This is a genomic window from Gemmatimonadales bacterium, from assembly GCA_030697825.1.
In the GTDB taxonomy this organism is placed as follows: Bacteria; Gemmatimonadota; Gemmatimonadetes; order Gemmatimonadales; family JACORV01; genus JACORV01.
In genome coordinates this window covers 48015-65699 of the sequence record JAUYOW010000214.1, presented here as the reverse complement: position 1 = coordinate 65699, position 17685 = coordinate 48015, and the positions used below count along the sequence as shown (strand labels likewise).

Below are 17685 nucleotides of genomic sequence, written 5' to 3'. Positions count from 1 at the left end.
GCGCCGGGTTCGGCGCACCTGGTCAAGCACCGCTGCCAGGTTCGCGCGGAACTCAGCGAGCGGTTGGATGCCCCTGCTGAGGCGGACTCGTTTCATGCACCCTCCGAATGTACAGAAGACTGTACATCCGAGACACCGTGGGCGCAAGGAGCGCGGTCAGCGGTGGCTGCCTAACGGATCCGGTTTAAGCTGCAGCGCGGCCACCGCAGACCTGCCATGCGAAGACAGCGGGCCGCGCTTGCAGCTTCAAACGGAGCCCGTCTGAAAACGCCACTTTGGCAGCAGTGGCAGCGTTGTAAATCAACAACTTAGGGGTGCTCAGAACGGTGTTTTCGCACAGGCTCAACGGTTGTTAGGCAACACGTGGCGAATGAACCAGCCACTTGAGGTTGGCACGGCCGAGCGCTACGCGCGCCACCAAAAGCTGCTGCGATCCGGCTGCTACGACTAGGGCCACGGCATAGCCGATGCAGCCACGTCGCTCCTCAGTAAACGCCCGTAGCCATGTTATGTCGTATTCCCAGGCCTTCCGCCAACCGTGCCCCGTCCGGCTGTACGTCCATTCGAGGATGCAGCGTGGAGCGAAAGTCGGCAGCCATTCCTCATTCCAAGTAGCCGCGATTCGGCGCGTACCCCAGATAACAAGATCCTTGTTTACCCGACCCTTCACATTGTGGTCGGGCACCCCGGGGACGCAGACCTCGATGCCGATCTGAGCCGGATGGCTGAACGGGAGACGCCCATTGAAGTGAGGCAGCAGGTAGCCAAAGGCATAGTGAGAGATTGCCTCTCGCTCGCGACCGCGCCACGATGGTTCCAGTGCCTTGTCCGCGAAGGCCTGGAGCGACTGCCGAATGGTTCGGTCAACATTGCCAGAGCGGGGCATTCCGCCATTCCCGTGTTGCCTAACTAGTTCTTAACTGCAATTGGGTTGCTCGCGGGGTCGCGATAGGTTCACGGCGACCACTCGGTAAGCTGGCCACGCGAACGGCCGCACACCAGGGTAAAACGCGCAACCAATCACGCAATGCAGCAAGAGCCGGCCGTACGGTGCGAAAGGGGTTACGGTCGAGAATGGCGCGCGTAAGGGAATTCGGCGCGCAGTTGGCGCATGGCGACCGTTGCGGGGCCTCAAAGCGGGTCTGCGGGGCTGTTCACCGCCAGCGGGCGTTCGAAATCCGAACGGCGGTCTACGCAACCGGCGCGGGCGCCGGGGGAGCGTTCAGTGCCATCTCCGGCTGTGCGTAACGGCGCAGCATCCATGCCCCGATCAGGACCACGCCGACGCTGAAGAGCTGGGCCAGCGTGAACGGCGCGAAGAACCGGTCGTCCTTGGCCCGCAGGAACTCCACCAGGAACCGCTCCGCGGCCGACAGCACCAGGTAGAGCCCGAACAGCCAGCCCGCCCCGTGCTGGTGCTCGCGAATGCGCCACAGATACCAGAAGATGAGGAACATCAGCGCCACTTCGTACAGTTGAGTCGGGTGCACCGCCATCACCTGCTCGGCGGGCGTCCCCGGCGGCATGGTGAGATGGAACTGCTGCTCCAGCACGCCGGCGGTCGAAGGCGGCGCGCCGCGCGGGAACTCCATCCCCCACGGCAGCGCGGTCGGCAGACCGTAGTCGTCGTTGACGAGGAAGCACCCCACCCGGCCGAGCATGTAACCCACCACCATCGCCGGCGAGATGAGGTCGAGCAGCCGCCTGATTGGGAGCTTCTTCCACCACATGTAGGCGAAGACGGCGATCAGCCCGCCCGCAAACCCTCCGTACCAAACCAGTCCGCCGCGCGAGAGCAGCGCCCTCGGGTCTCCCACCAGCGCGGCGTAGTAGAGCTTCCCGCCCGCGAGACCCCCCATCACCGCGAACACGACGCTGTCCCACGCTATCGCCGGGTCCATGCCGGCTCGCGCCACCTCCCTGGCGTAGACCCATCCCGCCACCAGGAACGCGAACATCATCATGATGCCGTAGCCGGTGACGGTGAAGCGGCCGAAGTGGATGAGGAACGGGTAGACGGTCATGGGGACGGGGTGTCGGGTGTGGGGTGTGGGGTGTAGGGGTGCGGCATTGCTACTGCTCCAGGCCGGGGAAGGGAAGCCGCGCCTCGGCGTCCACCACGCCGCCGGCTTCGGAGGCGCGGAAGAGGCCGGTGCGCGCGATCATCGCGGCGTTGTCGGTGGCGATGCGCGGCGTGGGCGAGTGCAACGTCACTCCGCGCTGCTTCAGCGCATCCCTGAGCGCCTGCTTGAGCGCGCCGTTGCACGCGACCCCGCCGCCCAGCACTACGCGCGGACGGCCGGTCCGCTCCACTGCGCGCAGCACCTTCGCCACCAGCACGGCGATCACGGCGTCCTGGAAGCCGCGCGCCAGGTGCGGCCGCTCGGCGTCGAGGTCCTTCACGCCGCGAACGGCGTAGACGACCGCCGTCTTGAGGCCGCTCATCGAAAGATCGAAGTAGTCGCTGTCGCCCGGTTTCTGGCCACCGTGGAGCATCGGCCGAGGGAAGCGGTAGCGCGAGGGGTCGCCCTTCGCGGCCTCGCGCTCGATGGCCGGCCCGCCGGGAAAGCCCAGACCGAGGAGCGAACCGACCTTGTCGAACGCTTCGCCGACCGCGTCGTCGCGGGTAGCGCCCAGAAGGCGGTAGTGGCCCCAGCGCTCCACGTCCAGCAGCATCGTGTGGCCGCCCGAGACGATGAGCCCGATGAAAGGCGGCGCGGCGTCCACATCCTCCAGCGCCGTGCCGAAGAGGTGCGCCTCGAGGTGATGGATGCCGACCAGCGGCTTCTCCATCGCGAGCGCGAGGCCCTTGGCGTAGCTCACGCCCACCAGGAGCGCTCCGACGAGCCCCGGCCCGGCGGTCACCGCGACGAGGTCAACGTCATCGAGCTGGTACTTCGCGTCCTCGAGCGCGCGGTCCACCACCGGCCCCACCGCCTTGAGATGCGCGCGCGACGCCAGCTCCGGCACGACGCCCTGGTAGACGTGGTGCACGTCCTGCGAGAGGATGACGCACGAAGCCAACTCGGCGCGGTCGCCGTCAGGCACGCCGCGCACTACCGCCGCCGACGTCTCGTCGCAGGAGGTCTCGATGCCCAGCACGGTGATCGGAGTAAGGATCACGACTTCCGCACCCGGCCCGACAGCACGACTTCGCGCGGCGATACCCGCAGGTAGAGGCTGCGCAGCGTATCCAGCAGTACCGTTCGCTCGAACGCCGCCGTCACCCCGCGAACCTCGATCGGCTCGGTCACCACGGAGTCCACCTCGGCCACCAGCATGCGGGGGCCGCTCACTCGCACTTCGTTCGGCGTGAGGACCAGCGGGCCGGAGAGCGCGAATCCCGACTCCGCCTCCACCACGCCGCGCAGCGCGACCCGCACGTTGCGCGTCACGAAGCGGTCGATGTCGAGCTCCACCTCGCGCGGCTCCACGTCCTGGATGGTCACCTTGGCGTTGCGCGGAAGGCGGATGTCTCCCGGCGCGATGGCGAGGGTGTAGCGCGGGACGGTGGCGTTCGCGGGAATGGCGGCGTGGATGATGACCGGCGCAGCGTAGAGCTTGATCAGCTCGCGCCCGGGGCCGGTCACCAGCGCGCGGATGGGCGGCGCGGGCCGCGCCAGCGCAAGGGTGGGCGGCACCTCGAGCTCCAGCTCGACGCTCACCAGTTGCGACGTGGTCTCCTCGGCCTGGATCAGGACCCAGAGGATGACTGAGAGGGCGACCGCCGCGACCTTGAGCTGCCAACGGCGGAACAGGACTTCGCGGATGCCGCTCATGCTACCCGCGCTGCGCCAGGAGGCGGCGGATCAGGTCCTTGTTCACGGGCGAGTCCCACTCCGTCGCGCCGATCACCTTCTTCATGATGCGGCCCTCGCGGTTCAGGACGAAGCTCTCCGGCACGCCCGTCGTCTGGTAGGTCCGCTCGATCGCGCGGGAGCGGTCGTGCAGGATCTGGAAGGTGAGCCCGTACTCCCGCTGGAACTCGCGCACCACGTCCGGGCCGGCCTCGTCTATGCTGACCGCAACGATCCTGAGGCCCTGCGGGCCCAGCTCCTGATGGAGCCGCTCGAAGGACGGCATCTCGATCCGGCACGGCTCGCACCAGGTGGCCCAGACGTTCAACAGCACGACCTGGCCGCGATAGCTCGCGAGCGTCACCGGGTCGCCCGTCGCGAGGTCCGCGGCCGTGAAGTCCGGCGCGCGCGAGCCCACTTCCACCGGGAAGATGTCGGGCGAGAGCTTCACCGCCATGACGGCGCCGGCCGTGAGCACGCCCACCACGACCAACACGATGATCCACTGCTTCTTCATACCCGCATCGCCTTCCCGGATCGGGCCGATTGGGCCAGGTGCCTCAGCTCGCGGACTTCCGCCGCCGCGTCCGGCACCGTGAATATCGCATTCCCCGCCACGAAGGTGTCGGCCCCGGCCGCCGAGAGCCGGCCCACCGTCTCGCGCGACACGCCGCCGTCCACTTCGAGCAGCGCCCCGCTCTCCACGCGGTCGAGTATGGTACGCGCGCGCGCCACCTTTTCCACCGCCGGCTCCCAGAACCTCTGGCCGCCGAAGCCGGGGTTCACCGACATGACGAGCAGCAGGTCGATATCGTCCACGACCTCCTCGATCGCGGTGAGCGGCGTCGCAGGGTTGATCGCCACGCCGGCTTTCATTCCGCGCTTTCTGATCTCCGAAAGATGCCGCTGCAGGTGCCGCGTCGCTTCCGCGTGGATGGTGAGGAAGGTGGCGCCGGCATCCGCGAACGGCCCGATGTAGTTCTCCGGATCCTCCACCATCAGATGGCAGTCCAGCGGCACGTCGGTGAAGCGGCGCAGCGACTGAACCACCGGCGCGCCGAAGGTGAGGGTGGGCACGAACCGCCCGTCCATCACGTCCAGGTGGACCTGGTCCGCGCCGCCCGCGAGCACGCGCTCCACCTCGTCCATGAGATGGGCGAGGTCGGCGCTGAGGATGCTGGGCGCGATGCGAATCGTCACGCGGCTGCTACCTCGACAGATAGATGATCACGCTCCGGCCCATCGCCAAACTGTCCCGCGCGGGTGGCTCGGTGCCCACCGCGACGCCGGACATCGCGCCCTTCTCGTCCACGGTGTCCACCGCGCCGACGGTGAGGCCGACAGCCTTCAGTAGACGCTGCGCCAGGTCGAGGTCCAGGCCGCGCACGTCGGGCACCATCACCCGAGGCGGGCCACCGCTGACGGTGAGCCTGACCACCGAGCCGCGCGGGACCGCGGTGCCCTCGGCCGGGTCCTGCCAGATGATCGCGCCGCTCGCCGCGGTCGGGTGCGGTTCGGTTCCCGCGATCTCAACCGATAGCCCCTTCTGCTGCAGCTCTTGCCGCGCTTCGTCCGCGCCGAGTCCGATCACCCGCGTCACGTTCCGCTCGTTGGGCAGCAGCGGCGACGGGAAGAGCACGAGCGCGGCCACAAGATAGCCCGACCCCGCCATCACGGCGATACCGGCGACGAGCCAGGCGACCCACTTGGCGCGGGCTCGCCACCCGGATCCGCCGGAGGTACTCCGGCGAGGTTTGGCCGCGGGCTTGGCGGGCGGTTCGATCCCGCCCTTGCGCGCCGGCTTCCCAGCGCCCCGTGAGCGCTTGAACAGGGCTATTGGAGCATCCCCGTCGTGGGGCTCGACGGCACCGCGATCTCGCGGCGCGGCATCCGGCCGGCCAGGTACGCGGCGCGGCCCGATTCGGTCGCGAGCCGCATCGCGTGCGCCATCGCGACCGGGTCCCGCGCGGCGGCGATCGCAGTGTTCATCAGGATCCCGTCCACGCCCTGCTCCATCGTGACACACGCGTCGGACGCCGTGCCCACGCCCGCGTCCACGATCACCGGGCACTTGAGCCGCGACTTGATGATCCGGATGTGGTACGGGTTGAGGAGGCCCAGCCCCGAGCCGATGGGCGAGGCGAGCGGCATCACGGCCGCTGCCCCCGCATCCTCGAGGCGCAGCGCGGTGATCAGGTCCTCGTTGGTGTACGCCATCACCTTGAAGCCTTCCTTCGCGAGCTGCTTCGTAGCCTCGAGCAGGCCGGCCGCGTCGGGCAGCAGAGTCTGCTGGTCGCCGATGACCTCGAGCTTGATGAACTCGTTGAACCCGGCCTCGCGCGCGAGCCGCGCGTAACGCATCGCGTCCTCCGCCGTGAAACAGCCCGCGGTGTTGGCGAGCAGGAAGAACCGCGACGGGTCGAGGTGATGGAGGACGCCCTCTTCTTTGGTGCGGTCGAGGCTCACGCGGCGAACGGCCACCGTCACCACCTCCGCGCCGGAGGCCTCGATGGCGCGCACCATGGTCGCGTTGTCCGCGTACTTCCCGGTGCCCACCAGGAGCCGGGAACGGAACGAGCGCCCCCCGACCTCGAACGGGGTGTCCTGGAAGACGGGCGCCGAAACTGTCGTGGTCATGCGGTCCTCACGCGTTCATCCACCGCCTACGAAATGGACCAGCTCGATCGCGTCGCCCTGGGCGAGCGGCGTGGCGCCGAGCGAGTCCCTCCGAACGATATGCCGGTTGTGCTCGACCACAACCGCCCGCGGGTCGAGGCCAAGGTCGCCGAGCAGGTCCGCCAGGGTACTACCCGCGCGCGCCCGGCGGGATTCGCCGTTCACCACCAGGACGATGCCGCTCGGCGCGGGGAGCGCTGCCAGGAAGGCCATGACCGCCGTGGCCGGATCGGCCGCGTCCCATAGCGCGCGGATCGCGGCGACGCCCCACGCGCCGGCGGCGATGACCTCGGGCGTCCGTTCGGGCGTGAGGCCGCCGATGGCGACCACCGGCTTACCGTGCGCCGCCGCCTCACGCACCAAGCCGAGGCCCGCCGGCGACGCGTCCGGGTGGCTCGGAGTCGCGTACACCGCGCCCGCGATCAGGAAGTCGGCGGCTTCAGCCGCGGCGGCGCGCGCCTCGTGGTCGTCGTGCACCGAGCGGCCGACCATCGCGGATGGCGCCACGCGCTTCACGTCTCGCACCGAGAGCCCGGTTCGCCCGCTCACGACGGCATGCGCCCCCGCCGCGCGAGCCACATCCGCCCGACCGTTCACCACGCACCACGCGCCACGCTCCGCGCACGCCTCTTTCACCGCTCGCGCCAGCGCCAGCAACGGCCGCCCCTCAAGCGCGCGCGCCCTGACGTGCAGCGCGAGCGCGGGACCTGCCGCCGCCGCCATGACGGCGACGCGCTCCACCACGCGCCCTTCGCCGATCACGCGGTCATCGGTGACGGCGTGCAGGCGGGGCAGGGCGGCGATCATGCCAGCACGTCTCCCTTCGCCACGCCGCGTCCGTTCACGAACGCCTTCACGCTCATCCGCGCGCGGCCGGCCGGTTGCACGTCGCTCACCTCGACGGAGCCCCCGCCGCACGCTATCCGCAGCAGCTCGCCGGCAACCAGCACCTCGCCGGGCTTGCCGTTGCCCTCCGCGGCGCGAGCACCGAAGAGCTTGATGGCAAGACCGCGGCACTCCGTCCACGCGCCGGGGGTGGGATCGAAGGCGCGGATGCGGCGCGTCACTGCTTCGGCCCCCCCCCCCTCGCCCGAGCGCCAGTCGATCCGCTCTTCTTCCCGCGTCAGCTTGGGAGCGTAGGTCGCTTGCGCGCCATCCTGCGGCTGGGGCGTCAGGCCCGTCTCCTCCATCAGCGTAAGCGCCTCGACCAGGGCCAGCGCGCCCATCTCCGCGAGCCGCACCGAAAGCTCACCGCCGGTCTCGTCGGAGAGAATGGGTGTCGTGACCCGGTGCAGGATCGGGCCGGTGTCCATACCGGCGTCCATCTGTATGATGGTCACGCCCGTCTCGGTGAATCCCTTCAGGATGGCGCGCTGGATCGGCGCGGCGCCGCGCAGCGCGGGCAGCAGCGAGGCGTGGATGTTCACCGAGCCGAGCCGCGGGACGCTCAGCAGCCGCTCCGGCAGGATATGACCGTAGGCCACCACCGCCGAAATGTCCGGCGCCAAGCCCGCGACTTCGGCGAGGAACTCGTCGGCCGAAGGGCGGTCGGGCTGGAGCACGGGGATCTCCTCGGCGAGCGCCGCGATCTTGACCGATGATGGCGAGGCCTTCGAGCGGTGGCGGCCGGTCGGCTGGTCGGGGCGGGTCACGACGCCGACGACGTCGAACCCTTCGCCCAAGAGCGCCAAGAGCGAGGGGACGGCGAACTCCGGAGTGCCGAAAAAGAGGACCCGCACGGAAACCTCTGCGTTGGCCGGGCTCAGCCCTGCGCCGCGCCCTCGGCCGCGAGCTCCTTGATGTAGCCGGTCTGCCCCTTGCGGCCCTTCTCCCAGTCCTTGATCAGGCGCCGCCGCTTGAACGGCCCCACCCGGTCGAGGAAGAGGATGCCGTCGAGGTGGTCTATCTCGTGCTGGATCGCGCGGGCGAGGAGCCCCGTGCCCTCGATGCGCCGGCGCACGCCGTTCTCGTCCCCCGCCTCGCACACCACGCGCTCGGCCCGCTCAAGGTCGCCATAGATGTCGGGAATGGAGAGGCAGCCTTCCTCGTCCTTCACCGAGCCCTGGCGCTCGAGTATGACCGGGTTGACGAGCGCGTACGAGTGCTGCTCGTCGGTCTCCACCACCGCAACGCGCCGGGCGAGGCCGACCTGGTTGGCCGCGAGGCCGACGCCCTTGGAGAAGCGCATCGTCTCGAAGAGGTCGGCGATGAGAGTGCGCACCTCGTCGTCCACCGTGGTGATCTCGGGGGAGCGCTGCCGGAGGACCGGCGAGCCGAAGAGATGGATGTTGCGCAGGCTCACGACGCCGCCTTCTCCTCCGCCCGCGGGATAACGCGCGTCACGCGCTCGCGCTCGATCACCAGCTTCGACTCGCCGGACTTGATGGTGAGGCGGTCATCCTTGATGTGCACGATCTCGCCCACCACGCCGCCCGCGGTCACGATCTCGTCACCCTTCTTCAGCTGCTTCAGCAGCTCCGCGTGCTTCTTCTGGGTTTGGCGCTGCGGCCGGATGAGCAGGAACCAGAAGATGCCGATGAACGCCGCGATCTGGAGCACGAACACCACCATCGAGCCGCCGCCCTGCTGGCCCGATGGCTGGAACATCGCAAAAACATTCACTTCGACTCCCTGCTCGTGTATCGGGCGAGCCACGCGCGGCTCCACCCGTCGAACGTCCCTTCCACGATGGCCGACCGCGCGCGCGCCGCGAGCCGGATCAGGTATCGCACGTTGTGCAGCGACATCAGCTTGAGGCCGAGCAACTCCTCCGCCGCGAAGAGGTGGCGGAGATAGCCCCGCGAGAAGGTGGTGCACGTCTCGCAGTCGCAGCCGGCGTCGAGCGGTGCGTCGTCCTCCCGGAACCTGGCGTTTCGGATGTTGAGCGGCCCGTCGTCGGTGAAGGCGGTGCCGTTGCGTCCCATCCGGGTCGGTGCGACGCAGTCGGCCAGGTCCATCCCGCGGCCGATGGCCAGGACCACGTCTTCCGGGAATCCGACCCCCATAAGATAACGGGGAATGCCCTTGGGCAGCACGGTTTCCAGGTCTTCGAGGACTGCCTGCATTTCCTCCTTGGGCTCTCCGACGGACAAGCCGCCCACCGCGACGGCTTTCCAGTCGCCGATCCGGAGGATGCCTTCCAGGGCGCCGCGGCGGAGGTCACGGAAGATGCCGCCCTGGATGATGGGGACGAGGGTTTGAGGGAGCGGGACGTTGGGGAGCGGTACCTGGGGGAGCGGTACCTTTGGTGTGGAGTGAGACTCCGGTGCCGACCCCGCGGCTCCAAAGGTACCGCTCCCCGCTCCCCGCTCCCCCTTCACCAGTTCCTCAAACCTCCTCTGCGCCCTCACCAGCCACCGTTCCGTCCTCGCCAGGGCATCCTCGGCATCGGCGCGGCCGCTCCGGCCCGGAACGACGTGATCGAACGCCATCGCGACGTCGGGGCCCAGGGCGCACTGGATCTCGACCGCGCGTTCGGGCGTGAGGTGGCGGAGCGATCCGTCGATATGGCTGCGGAACTCGACTCCCTCTTCGCTCACCTTCCGCATCGTCTCGAGCGAAAAGACCTGGAAGCCGCCCGAGTCGGTGAGGATGGGGCGTTGCCATCCCATGAAGCGGTGCAGCCCGCCGAGTTTTGCCACGACGTCCTCGCCGGGACGGAGGAAGAGGTGGTAGGAATTGGCCAGGATGAGGCTCGCGCCGATGGATTCGAGGTCGCGGGGCGAGAGCGCGCGCACCGAGCCCTGCGTCCCGACGGGCATGAAGCACGGCGTCTCGACAATGCCGTGGGGCAGCCTCCACCGGCCGGCGCGCGCCGGGCCATCGGTCGCCGTGAGCTCAAACTCGAACACCCACCCTCCGCAACTCTGAACCCCGGTGCGCCTTGGGCTGCAACTCTGCAACTCTGCAACTCTTCAGAGGACCAACATCGCGTCACCGTACGAGTAGAACCGATACCGCTCCCGCACCGCCTCGGCGTACGCCGCGAGCACCCTCTCCCTTCCCGCGAACGCGCACACCAGCATGAGCAGCGTCGAGCGCGGCAGATGGAAGTTGGTGAGCAGCCGGTCCACGACGCGAAAGGTGTAGCCGGGGCGGATGAAGAGCGAGGTCCAGCCCGCGCCGGGCGTGACCGCCCCGTCGGACTGCGCGTTGGCCTCGAGGGTGCGGACGGCGGTCGTGCCCACGGCCCAGACGTGGCGGCCCGCGGCGCGCGCGTCGTTCACCGCTGCGGCCGTCGCTTCCGGCAGCACGTACGCCTCGGCGTCCAGATGATGTTGGGCCGGATCATCGGCCGTGACGGGCCGGAAGGTGCCCGGCCCCACGTGCAGCGTTAGGCGCGAGACAGTGGCACCCCGGACCTGGAGAGCGTCCAGCGTTTCAGGCGTGAAGTGCAGGCCGGCGGTGGGCGCGGCCACCGAACCCGGTGCGTCGGCGTACACGGTCTGGTAGCGCTCACGGTCGAGGTCGGTGGGCTCGCGCGCGATGTAAGGCGGGAGCGGGACCCGGCCGTGCCGGGCGATCACGCCATCGTCGCCGCCGTCGCCCACCAGGCGTACCAGCCGCTCGCCTTCGGCCAGCCGATCGACCACCTCGATCACGTCGCCCCCGCCGAGACTCAGCATGGCGCTCGGCTTGATGCGGGCGCCGGGCCGAACCAGCGCGCGCCAGGTGCCGTCGTCCTGACGCGCCACGAGCAGCACTTCCGCCTCGCCGCCGCCGCGCCGCTTCGCGAGCAGTCGCGCCGGGATCACCCGCGAATCGTTGATGACGACCACGTCGCCGGGTTCCACGAGCGAAGGGAAGTCGCGGAAGCGGCGGTGGCTCACCGCCGGTTCGGCCCCGGACGAATGGTCCCGCTCCCCGCTCCCCGCTCCCCTTCTCACCACCAGCATCCTGCTCCCGTCCCGTCGCTCGGCGGGGGTCTGGGCGATCAGCTCGGGGGGGAGGCGATAGTCGAAATCGGCGGTCTTCAGGACGGTCTTACCGCCGCATCGTCTCCGCCCCCTCCATGATCGGGAGCGGCCGGATCTCGATGCGATTCCCCAGGAAGCTCGGGATGAGCAGACGGTGGCGCCGGGAGTCGTAGCCGATGTCGGCCGGTGACGCCACTCCGTGCACGGTCATCATGTACGTGTCGTTAGGCGGCGTCACGGACATGACGGACGAGTCCTCCCAGCTCGAGACGTAGAACGGGCCGCCCGGCACCTGCACGATGCCGTCGAGCTGGCCGTGCGGCGGCTTGGGGAAGGAAGAGCGCCGGCCGTTCGCGTCGAGGTGGTACGCCTCGCCCGTGCCGGAGGTGACGACGAACGCTCCCGACCCGTCCACCACGATGCCGTTCGGCCTCCCGAGGCTGTCGCCCCGGATGATGGCGACCGCGTTTCCCGAGGCGTCGAAACGGTAGACGGCATCCGTGCCCGAGGACGCGAAGCCGCTGGTCCCCGCCTTGAGGCCGCTGTCGGTGAAGTAGACCGTGCCGTCGGGCCCAACCGCGATGTCGTTGAGGAAGGTCGCGCCGCGCACCGCGCGCGAGCCGAGTTGGCGGCCGGTTCCCAGGTCGAAGAGGCGCACCGCGTCGATGTCGGCGACGAAGAGCGTGTCGCCCTTGATCGCCATGCCCTTGGGCGCGTTGAGCGTGACGCTGTCGGAGGCGCCGTCGATCCAGTGGAGCGCGACGACTCGGCCCTCGGGCGAGACGCGCGCGATGAAACCGTTGTCGTCCTGGGCGAGCGGGCTGCCGTTGATGTTGGAGACGAGGTAGACGTCCGCCGCGGAATCGTAGAGCACCGACTCGGGCGTCTTGAAGCTATCCACGACGCTCATCGCCGAGTCGGATGCCGCCGCGGCCGACTGCTCCCGCTTCTGGCACGCCGTGAGGATGGCCAGCGTGATAGCCAGTCCTGCGGTGGTCCGCTTCATGGTCCGCTCCCGGTTTCAACGTCTTTTTCTCTTCAACCCTCAACGTCTTCTATTCTTCAACCGTTGCTTCAGTCCTGCAGCCGTTTGGGAATGTCCTCCGGCCTCGTCGTGACGATGAACTGGCGACGCGAGGTCGCGGTCTGCCCGCTGACGAGGTCCGTCACGGTGAGCGCGACGCCGTACGTCCCCTCCGGCGCATCGCCCAACTGTACCTGGAGGTACTCCGGGAACGCGGTCCGGCCGCGGACCGGCGCCTGCCGCTCGAAGCTGATCGTGGCGAGGGAGTCGCCGCGGGCCGAGAGGCCGACCGCGTCCGCGACGCCGCCGACGATCCGCGCGCCGATGCCGCGGCGTTCGAGCGCCCTGCTGTAGACGGCGAGCTCCACGCGGTAGCGGCCCACGCCGGAGCTGTCGGCCGTCAGGTTGTACGTCTCCCAGAGGAACGCGACCGGCTCGCCTCTCCGGATGCGGCCCACCGACGGATCGATGAGGAAGTCGGTCCAGCGGCGCGGCGACGAGTCGCGCGGGGCGACCCGATCGGCGACGACGAGGTCCGAGAGTGCCAGCACGCCGGGGCCGAAGCGCCGGACCTCCAGGCCCATGATCGCGCGGGCCGAACGCCCGGTGGCCTGCTGCCGCGCCTCGAGGCGCAGCAGGTATTCCCGCGCCGGGAAGAGGTCGAAGCGCCAGGTCTGGGTAGCGAGCTGCGACGAGTCGCCCAGCGTAAGAGTCTGCGTGGCGACGCGGCGCGACACGTCGCGCAACCGCCCATCCTGCACGAACGCCGCCAGCTCGACGGGGACCGACTGGAGCTGGACGCCGGCGAACATCCGGCCCGCGGGCACGAAGCCGTAGACTGCGAGCGTGGTGCCGCCCGAGGGGCCGCGGAACTGCGCGATCTGCGCCAGGATGGTGTCCATCGCCGCGATGCCGGGTACGTTGTCGAAGCGCACCGGCGCCATCTCGCGCACCTCGCGAGCGAACAGCGAGAACTCGCTCGCGTAGCTCGCCGCCGTGTAGCCGCGCTGATTCTGGAAAATGAAGCGCGCATGGCTCTGCCGGTACAGCCAGACCGTCGTGACCCGGCCGCCGGCGAGCGGCGTGAGGTCCTCCGCGTCCATGGTGAGCTCGCTCCCGGCGGCCAGCGGACCGAGCGTCGCCCACACGTCGGGCGGACCGTACCGCAGGTATGTGAGCCCGCGGTCGGTCTCCCAGCCCGCGACGCCCTCGTCCGGCGCGGTCCAGCGCAGGTCCACGTACGTCGTGCGGGCGTAGAACTCGAGCAGCACGCGGTTGACGGAGTCCAGCGCTAGCGGCTTCGCCACCGCCCAGTACATCAGTCTCAGCTCCGCGCGCTGCTCGGCGTTGAGCGAGTCGTAGTGGGCGGCACCGGCGCGCCGCAGCAGCAGGCCGAGGTTCTCATACGGGCGACGGCGCACCGAGTCCATCCGCGCCAGCGCCTGCTCGAACGCGACGGCCGCCTCGCTCAACCTGCCGGTGCGCTGGAGCGCCAGCCCCAGGATCCGGTAGCCGTCGGGCTCACGCGGGAACGCCCGGATGGCGGCCCGCGCCGGCGCCTCCAGCTCCTCCCACCGGTCCTGGTCGCCGAGGATGGTCGCGAGGAGGCCGGTCGCGACGAGGTGTCCGGTCACGACCGCGAGCGCGGCGCGGGCGTGGTCCTCCGCGGCGCGGAAGTCCCCCGCGCCGATGCCGGTGTTCGCGAACGCGTACGTCCGGAAGAAGTGCTCGACGTACTGCCAGTCGTTGATGGCGCGCATGGGATCGATGGACGTCACGTCGCCCAGCAGGGTGTAGCGGTGCCCGAGCTGCTCGTAGCGGATGAATGCGGTGCGGCCCAGCTCCGTCTCGGCGTCGGCCTCGACGCGGCGGTTGCCCTGCGCGCGGGCCATGGTGAGGGCTTCGCGGAAGTAGCGATCCGCGCGGGCGCGCATGAAGGCGTAATGGTGACGGCGGTACCATCGCCCGACCTCCACGCGCAGCGCGGCGTTGGAAGGCTCGCGGCGCAGGAAACCCTCGATGGCCGCTTCGGTGAGCAGGGTATCGCGGCGGGCCACGGCGGATTCCGCCGCGGCGGGGATCTGCGCGGCGGCGGGCGTCACGACGAGCCCGAGCGCGAGCGCGGCTGGGGCCACGACGGTGCGGACCATGCGTTCCATTCCGGGGGCGCTCTCCCAGTGCATGGTGCTCAGTCCTCGCGGTCTCTCGGCCGGTCGCCGGGCCGGGTCGTGACGACGAAATCCCGCCTTCGCTGCGCTGCCTGCCCCGTCCGCAGGTCGGTCACCGTGACCGTCGCGGTGTAGTCCCCATCGGGGGCACCCCGCAGCTCCACGTCCACCTGGGTCGGGAGGCCCGCGCGTCCCCGCACGTTCGTTTCCCGCTCGAACGATAGCGCCACGAGCGTGTCGCCGAGGGCGGTGACGCCGACCGCGTCCGCCACTCCGCCGACGATCCGCGCCGCGAAGCCGAGCCGCTCGATGGCCCGCACGGCGATGCCCAGCTCCACCCGATAGCGCCCGACTCCCGCCGAGTCGCCCGTCAGGTTGTACAGCTCCCACAGGAAGGCGATCGGCGCGCCGTGGCGCACCCGTCCCGCCGAGGGATCGATGAGGTAGTCGGTCCAGCGCAAGGGCGCGCTGTCGCGCGGCTCGATCCGGTCGGCCAGCACCACGTCCGAGAGCGCCAGCGCACCGGCGCCGAACCGCTCGACCGTGAGCTCGGTCATCCCCCGCGCGGCGCGTTGCGTGGCCGGAGGGCGCGCTTCCAGGCGGAGCAGGTACGTGTCGGGCGCAAGATCCAGCCGCCAAGTCCGGGTTTCGAGCTGGGCGCTGTCGCCGACGTGCAATCGTTCCGTGCGTACCCTGCGCACCACGTCGCGCATCCGCTGATCCTTCACGATGGCGCCGATCTGAAAGTCGGCGGTCGCGAGGTCCACGCCTCGGAGCATGCGCCCCACCGGCACGAAGCCGAAGACCGCGAGCGTGGTGGCACCCGCGGGACCGCGGAACTGCGCCAGCTGCGCCACGATCGTGTCCATCTCCACCACGGCCGGCACGTTGTCGAAACGCACCGGGGCCGCGGCCCGCGCCTCGTCGGCGTACCAGGCGTAGTCCTGTGAGAACGTCGACCGCGCGTAGCTGGCCATGCCCTGGAAGACGAAGCGGCTGCGGCGCTTCGGATACACCCAGATCGTGAGGAAGTTGCTCTCGCTCATGCCGCCCGGGAGTGTGGCCCAGATCTCCGGCGGCCCATAGCGCAACCAGATCACGCCGCGGTCGCTCTGCCAGCCCACCAGCTGCTCCTCGGGCACCGTCCACCTGAGGTCCACGTAGGTCGCGCGCGCGTAGTACTCGACCTGTGCGGGATTGACGGAGTCCAGCGCCAGCGGCTGCGCGACCGCCCAGTAGAGCTGTCGCAGCTCCGCCTGCTGGTCGGGGGGGAGGGAGTCGTAGTGTGCCTGATCCGCGCGGCGCAGGATGGCGCCGAGGTTTTCGTACGGTCGGCGCTGGTCCGCCGTCATGCGCGCGAGGGCGTTCGCGAAAGCGCGCGCCGCCCCGGCGATATGGCCCCCGTGCTGGAGCGCTAGGCCCAGGACGCGGTACCCGTCCGGTTCCGCGGGGTGCGCCCGGATCGCGGCGCGCGCCCGGGTCACGATCTCCTCCCAGCGGCCGTGGTCGCCGAGGATCACCGCGAGCAGGGCGGTCGCGCCGAGATGACCCGGCTGCGCGGCGAGGGCGGCGCTCGCGTGCTCTTCCGCCGTGGCGTACTCCATCTCGCCGCGGTCGGGCCGGAGCGGCTGCGCCCGGTTCGCGAAAAACTCCTCCACGTAGCGCCACCTGGCGAGGCTCTCGGGGATGTTGAAGGCGGTCGTGGTACCGATCAGTTGATACGTCCGTCCGAACCGCTCGTAGGAGACCCAAGCGGCCTTCGCGATCTCGGTTTCGGCATCGGCCACCAGCCCGTGATCGCCCGTTTGGGTCGCGAGCCGGATCGCTTCGCGGAACTGAGGGGTCGCCTGCATGCGCATCCACGGCGTCGGCTCGCGCCGGTACCAGCGGCCGAACTCGAGGTGCAGTCTCGCGTTGCCCGGGTCCCGCTGGATCGCGATCCGGTAGCGAGTGTCGGGCAGGACCGCGTCGCGACGCGAGCGCCGGTCGGCGCGGGCGCTGTCCTGGGCGGCGGCGCGACCGGCGAGCGCCACGGCGGCGAGCAGCGCGGTGCCGGTGCGGGCGAGGCGGGTCACGACCCGAAGAGGGTGGACTGCGCGCCGGGCGGGACGGCGAACCCGAAGTGCCGGTACGCGGCCGCGGTGGCCATCCGGCCGCGGGGAGTGCGCTGGAGGAACCCCTGCTGGATGAGGAACGGCTCGTACACCTCTTCCAGCGTACCCGCGTCCTCGCCCACCGCGACGGCGACCGTGCCCAGGCCCACGGGCCCGCCCTCGAACTTCTCGATGATGGTGGTGAGGATGCGCGCGTCCATGTCGTCGAGGCCGAACTCGTCCACGTCGAGGCGCGCCAGCGCCTGCTTCGCGACGTCGCAGGTGATGACGCCGTCCGCGCGCACCAGGGCGTAGTCGCGCACCCGGCGGAGCAGGCGGTTGGCCACCCGCGGAGTGCCGCGGCTGCGCCGCGCGATCTCCGAGGCGCCGTCGGCGTCGGTCGTGACTCCCATGATCCCCGCCGAGCGCGTCACGATCGTCGTGAGGTCCTCCGGCGGGTAGAAGCTGAGCCGCTCCACCATGCCGAACCGCGCCCGCATCGGCGGGGTGAGCAGCCCGTAGCGCGTCGTCGCGCCGATCAGCGTGAAGGGCTCCAGCGCCATCGGGATCGTCTCGGCGTGTGGGCCCTCGCTGATGCGCACGTCGACGCGCCAGTCCTCCATCGCCGGATAGAGGAACTCCTCTAGCGTCGGCCGGAGGCGGTGGATCTCGTCGATGAAGAGGATGTCGCCCTTGCGGAGGTTGGTGAGGAGACCGACCAGGTCGCCGGGCCGCTCGAGCACCGGGCCGGACGACGTCCGCAGGTTGACGCCCATCTCCTTGGCGAGCAGGATGGCGAGCGTCGTCTTGCCGAGGCCGGGCGGGCCGAAGAAGAGCGCGTGGTCGAGCGGCTCCTTGCGGTGCCGCGCCGCGTCGATCGCGATCTGGAGGTTCTCGCGCACCTTGGGCTGGCCGACGAACTCGTCGAGCCGCGACGGCCGGAGCGAGGCCTCAGCCCCGTGCTCCTCGGGCAGGATGTCCGGCGTGGTGATCTGCGATCGCGCCGGCACG

The 17685-nt window shown here is 70.0% G+C and carries 18 protein-coding genes; all 18 read right to left on the bottom strand.

The features are described from left to right. Positions 1 to 352: 352 nt before the first annotated feature. Complete coding sequence (locus Q8Q85_11455) at positions 353 to 886, bottom strand: hypothetical protein (GenBank protein ID MDP3774871.1); 534 nt, start codon at positions 884 to 886, stop codon at positions 353 to 355. A 304-nt stretch (positions 887 to 1190) separates the two neighbouring features. Then, the gene (locus tag Q8Q85_11450) at positions 1191 to 2024 is read right to left on the bottom strand and encodes a prolipoprotein diacylglyceryl transferase (protein MDP3774870.1); all 834 of its coding nucleotides are present in this window, start codon (positions 2022 to 2024) and stop codon (positions 1191 to 1193) included. A gap of 49 nt (positions 2025 to 2073) precedes the next feature. Continuing rightward, positions 2074 to 3123, bottom strand: a complete 1050-nt coding sequence (gene tsaD, locus Q8Q85_11445) for a tRNA (adenosine(37)-N6)-threonylcarbamoyltransferase complex transferase subunit TsaD (protein MDP3774869.1) — start codon at positions 3121 to 3123, stop codon at positions 2074 to 2076. Further along, positions 3120 to 3779 carry a YbbR-like domain-containing protein gene (locus Q8Q85_11440; GenBank protein MDP3774868.1) on the bottom strand — a complete coding sequence of 220 codons (660 nt, stop codon included), beginning with the start codon at positions 3777 to 3779 and terminating at the stop codon, positions 3120 to 3122. The genes tsaD and Q8Q85_11440 overlap by 4 nt, the downstream gene beginning before the upstream one ends. 1 nt (position 3780) lies before the next feature. Beyond that, positions 3781 to 4314: a TlpA disulfide reductase family protein gene (locus Q8Q85_11435; GenBank protein MDP3774867.1), complete on the bottom strand. Its 534-nt coding sequence runs from the start codon at positions 4312 to 4314 to the stop codon at positions 3781 to 3783. Continuing rightward, complete coding sequence (gene rpe, locus Q8Q85_11430) at positions 4311 to 4997, bottom strand: ribulose-phosphate 3-epimerase (GenBank protein MDP3774866.1); 687 nt, start codon at positions 4995 to 4997, stop codon at positions 4311 to 4313. The genes Q8Q85_11435 and rpe overlap by 4 nt, the downstream gene beginning before the upstream one ends. Positions 4998 to 5004: 7 nt before the next feature. Beyond that, entirely contained in the window at positions 5005 to 5469 is a 465-nt protein-coding gene (locus tag Q8Q85_11425) for a PASTA domain-containing protein (protein ID MDP3774865.1), read from the bottom strand. Between the two features lie 161 nt (positions 5470 to 5630). Further along, positions 5631 to 6434, bottom strand: a complete 804-nt coding sequence (locus Q8Q85_11420) for a thiazole synthase (GenBank protein ID MDP3774864.1) — start codon at positions 6432 to 6434, stop codon at positions 5631 to 5633. 15 nt (positions 6435 to 6449) lie between these two features. After that, the gene (gene thiS, locus Q8Q85_11415) at positions 6450 to 7280 is read right to left on the bottom strand and encodes a sulfur carrier protein ThiS (protein MDP3774863.1); all 831 of its coding nucleotides are present in this window, start codon (positions 7278 to 7280) and stop codon (positions 6450 to 6452) included. Beyond that, positions 7277 to 8212 (bottom strand): methionyl-tRNA formyltransferase, encoded by a 936-nt coding sequence (gene fmt, locus Q8Q85_11410; protein ID MDP3774862.1) that lies wholly within the window; start codon positions 8210 to 8212, stop codon positions 7277 to 7279. Before fmt ends, thiS begins: the two co-directional genes overlap by 4 nt. Positions 8213 to 8235: 23 nt before the next feature. Continuing rightward, positions 8236 to 8775: a peptide deformylase gene (def, locus tag Q8Q85_11405; GenBank protein MDP3774861.1), complete on the bottom strand. Its 540-nt coding sequence runs from the start codon at positions 8773 to 8775 to the stop codon at positions 8236 to 8238. After that, positions 8772 to 9128 carry a preprotein translocase subunit YajC gene (gene yajC, locus Q8Q85_11400; protein MDP3774860.1) on the bottom strand — a complete coding sequence of 119 codons (357 nt, stop codon included), beginning with the start codon at positions 9126 to 9128 and terminating at the stop codon, positions 8772 to 8774. Before yajC ends, def begins: the two co-directional genes overlap by 4 nt. Beyond that, positions 9092 to 10324 carry a tRNA guanosine(34) transglycosylase Tgt gene (locus tag Q8Q85_11395; protein MDP3774859.1) on the bottom strand — a complete coding sequence of 411 codons (1233 nt, stop codon included), beginning with the start codon at positions 10322 to 10324 and terminating at the stop codon, positions 9092 to 9094. Before Q8Q85_11395 ends, yajC begins: the two co-directional genes overlap by 37 nt. A gap of 63 nt (positions 10325 to 10387) precedes the next feature. Next, the gene (gene queA / locus Q8Q85_11390; GenBank protein MDP3774858.1) at positions 10388 to 11449 is read right to left on the bottom strand and encodes a tRNA preQ1(34) S-adenosylmethionine ribosyltransferase-isomerase QueA; all 1062 of its coding nucleotides are present in this window, start codon (positions 11447 to 11449) and stop codon (positions 10388 to 10390) included. A gap of 7 nt (positions 11450 to 11456) precedes the next feature. After that, on the bottom strand, positions 11457 to 12395 hold the full coding sequence (locus tag Q8Q85_11385) for an SMP-30/gluconolactonase/LRE family protein (GenBank protein ID MDP3774857.1): 939 nt from the start codon (positions 12393 to 12395) through the stop codon (positions 11457 to 11459). A gap of 68 nt (positions 12396 to 12463) precedes the next feature. Continuing rightward, the gene (locus Q8Q85_11380) at positions 12464 to 14596 is read right to left on the bottom strand and encodes a GWxTD domain-containing protein (GenBank protein ID MDP3774856.1); all 2133 of its coding nucleotides are present in this window, start codon (positions 14594 to 14596) and stop codon (positions 12464 to 12466) included. 5 nt (positions 14597 to 14601) lie between these two features. Then, positions 14602 to 16656, bottom strand: a complete 2055-nt coding sequence (locus Q8Q85_11375) for a GWxTD domain-containing protein (protein MDP3774855.1) — start codon at positions 16654 to 16656, stop codon at positions 14602 to 14604. Further along, complete coding sequence (ruvB, locus tag Q8Q85_11370; GenBank protein ID MDP3774854.1) at positions 16653 to 17684, bottom strand: Holliday junction branch migration DNA helicase RuvB; 1032 nt, start codon at positions 17682 to 17684, stop codon at positions 16653 to 16655. Before ruvB ends, Q8Q85_11375 begins: the two co-directional genes overlap by 4 nt. Position 17685 lies beyond the last annotated feature (1 nt).

Excerpts from the sequence above, each read along its gene's own strand:
- Q8Q85_11455 (MDP3774871.1), bottom strand. The coding sequence starts at position 886 with ATGCCCCGCTCTGGCAATGTTGACCGAACCATTCGGCAGTCGCTCCAG.
- Q8Q85_11420 (MDP3774864.1), bottom strand. The coding sequence starts at position 6,434 with ATGACCACGACAGTTTCGGCGCCCGTCTTCCAGGACACCCCGTTCGAG.
- Q8Q85_11450 (MDP3774870.1), bottom strand. The coding sequence starts at position 2,024 with ATGACCGTCTACCCGTTCCTCATCCACTTCGGCCGCTTCACCGTCACC.
- Q8Q85_11385 (MDP3774857.1), bottom strand. The coding sequence starts at position 12,395 with ATGAAGCGGACCACCGCAGGACTGGCTATCACGCTGGCCATCCTCACG.
- thiS (MDP3774863.1), bottom strand. The coding sequence starts at position 7,280 with ATGATCGCCGCCCTGCCCCGCCTGCACGCCGTCACCGATGACCGCGTG.
- Q8Q85_11440 (MDP3774868.1), bottom strand. The coding sequence starts at position 3,779 with ATGAGCGGCATCCGCGAAGTCCTGTTCCGCCGTTGGCAGCTCAAGGTC.
- Q8Q85_11380 (MDP3774856.1), bottom strand. The coding sequence starts at position 14,596 with ATGCACTGGGAGAGCGCCCCCGGAATGGAACGCATGGTCCGCACCGTC.
- Q8Q85_11425 (MDP3774865.1), bottom strand. The coding sequence starts at position 5,469 with ATGGCGGGGTCGGGCTATCTTGTGGCCGCGCTCGTGCTCTTCCCGTCG.
- Q8Q85_11435 (MDP3774867.1), bottom strand. The coding sequence starts at position 4,314 with ATGAAGAAGCAGTGGATCATCGTGTTGGTCGTGGTGGGCGTGCTCACG.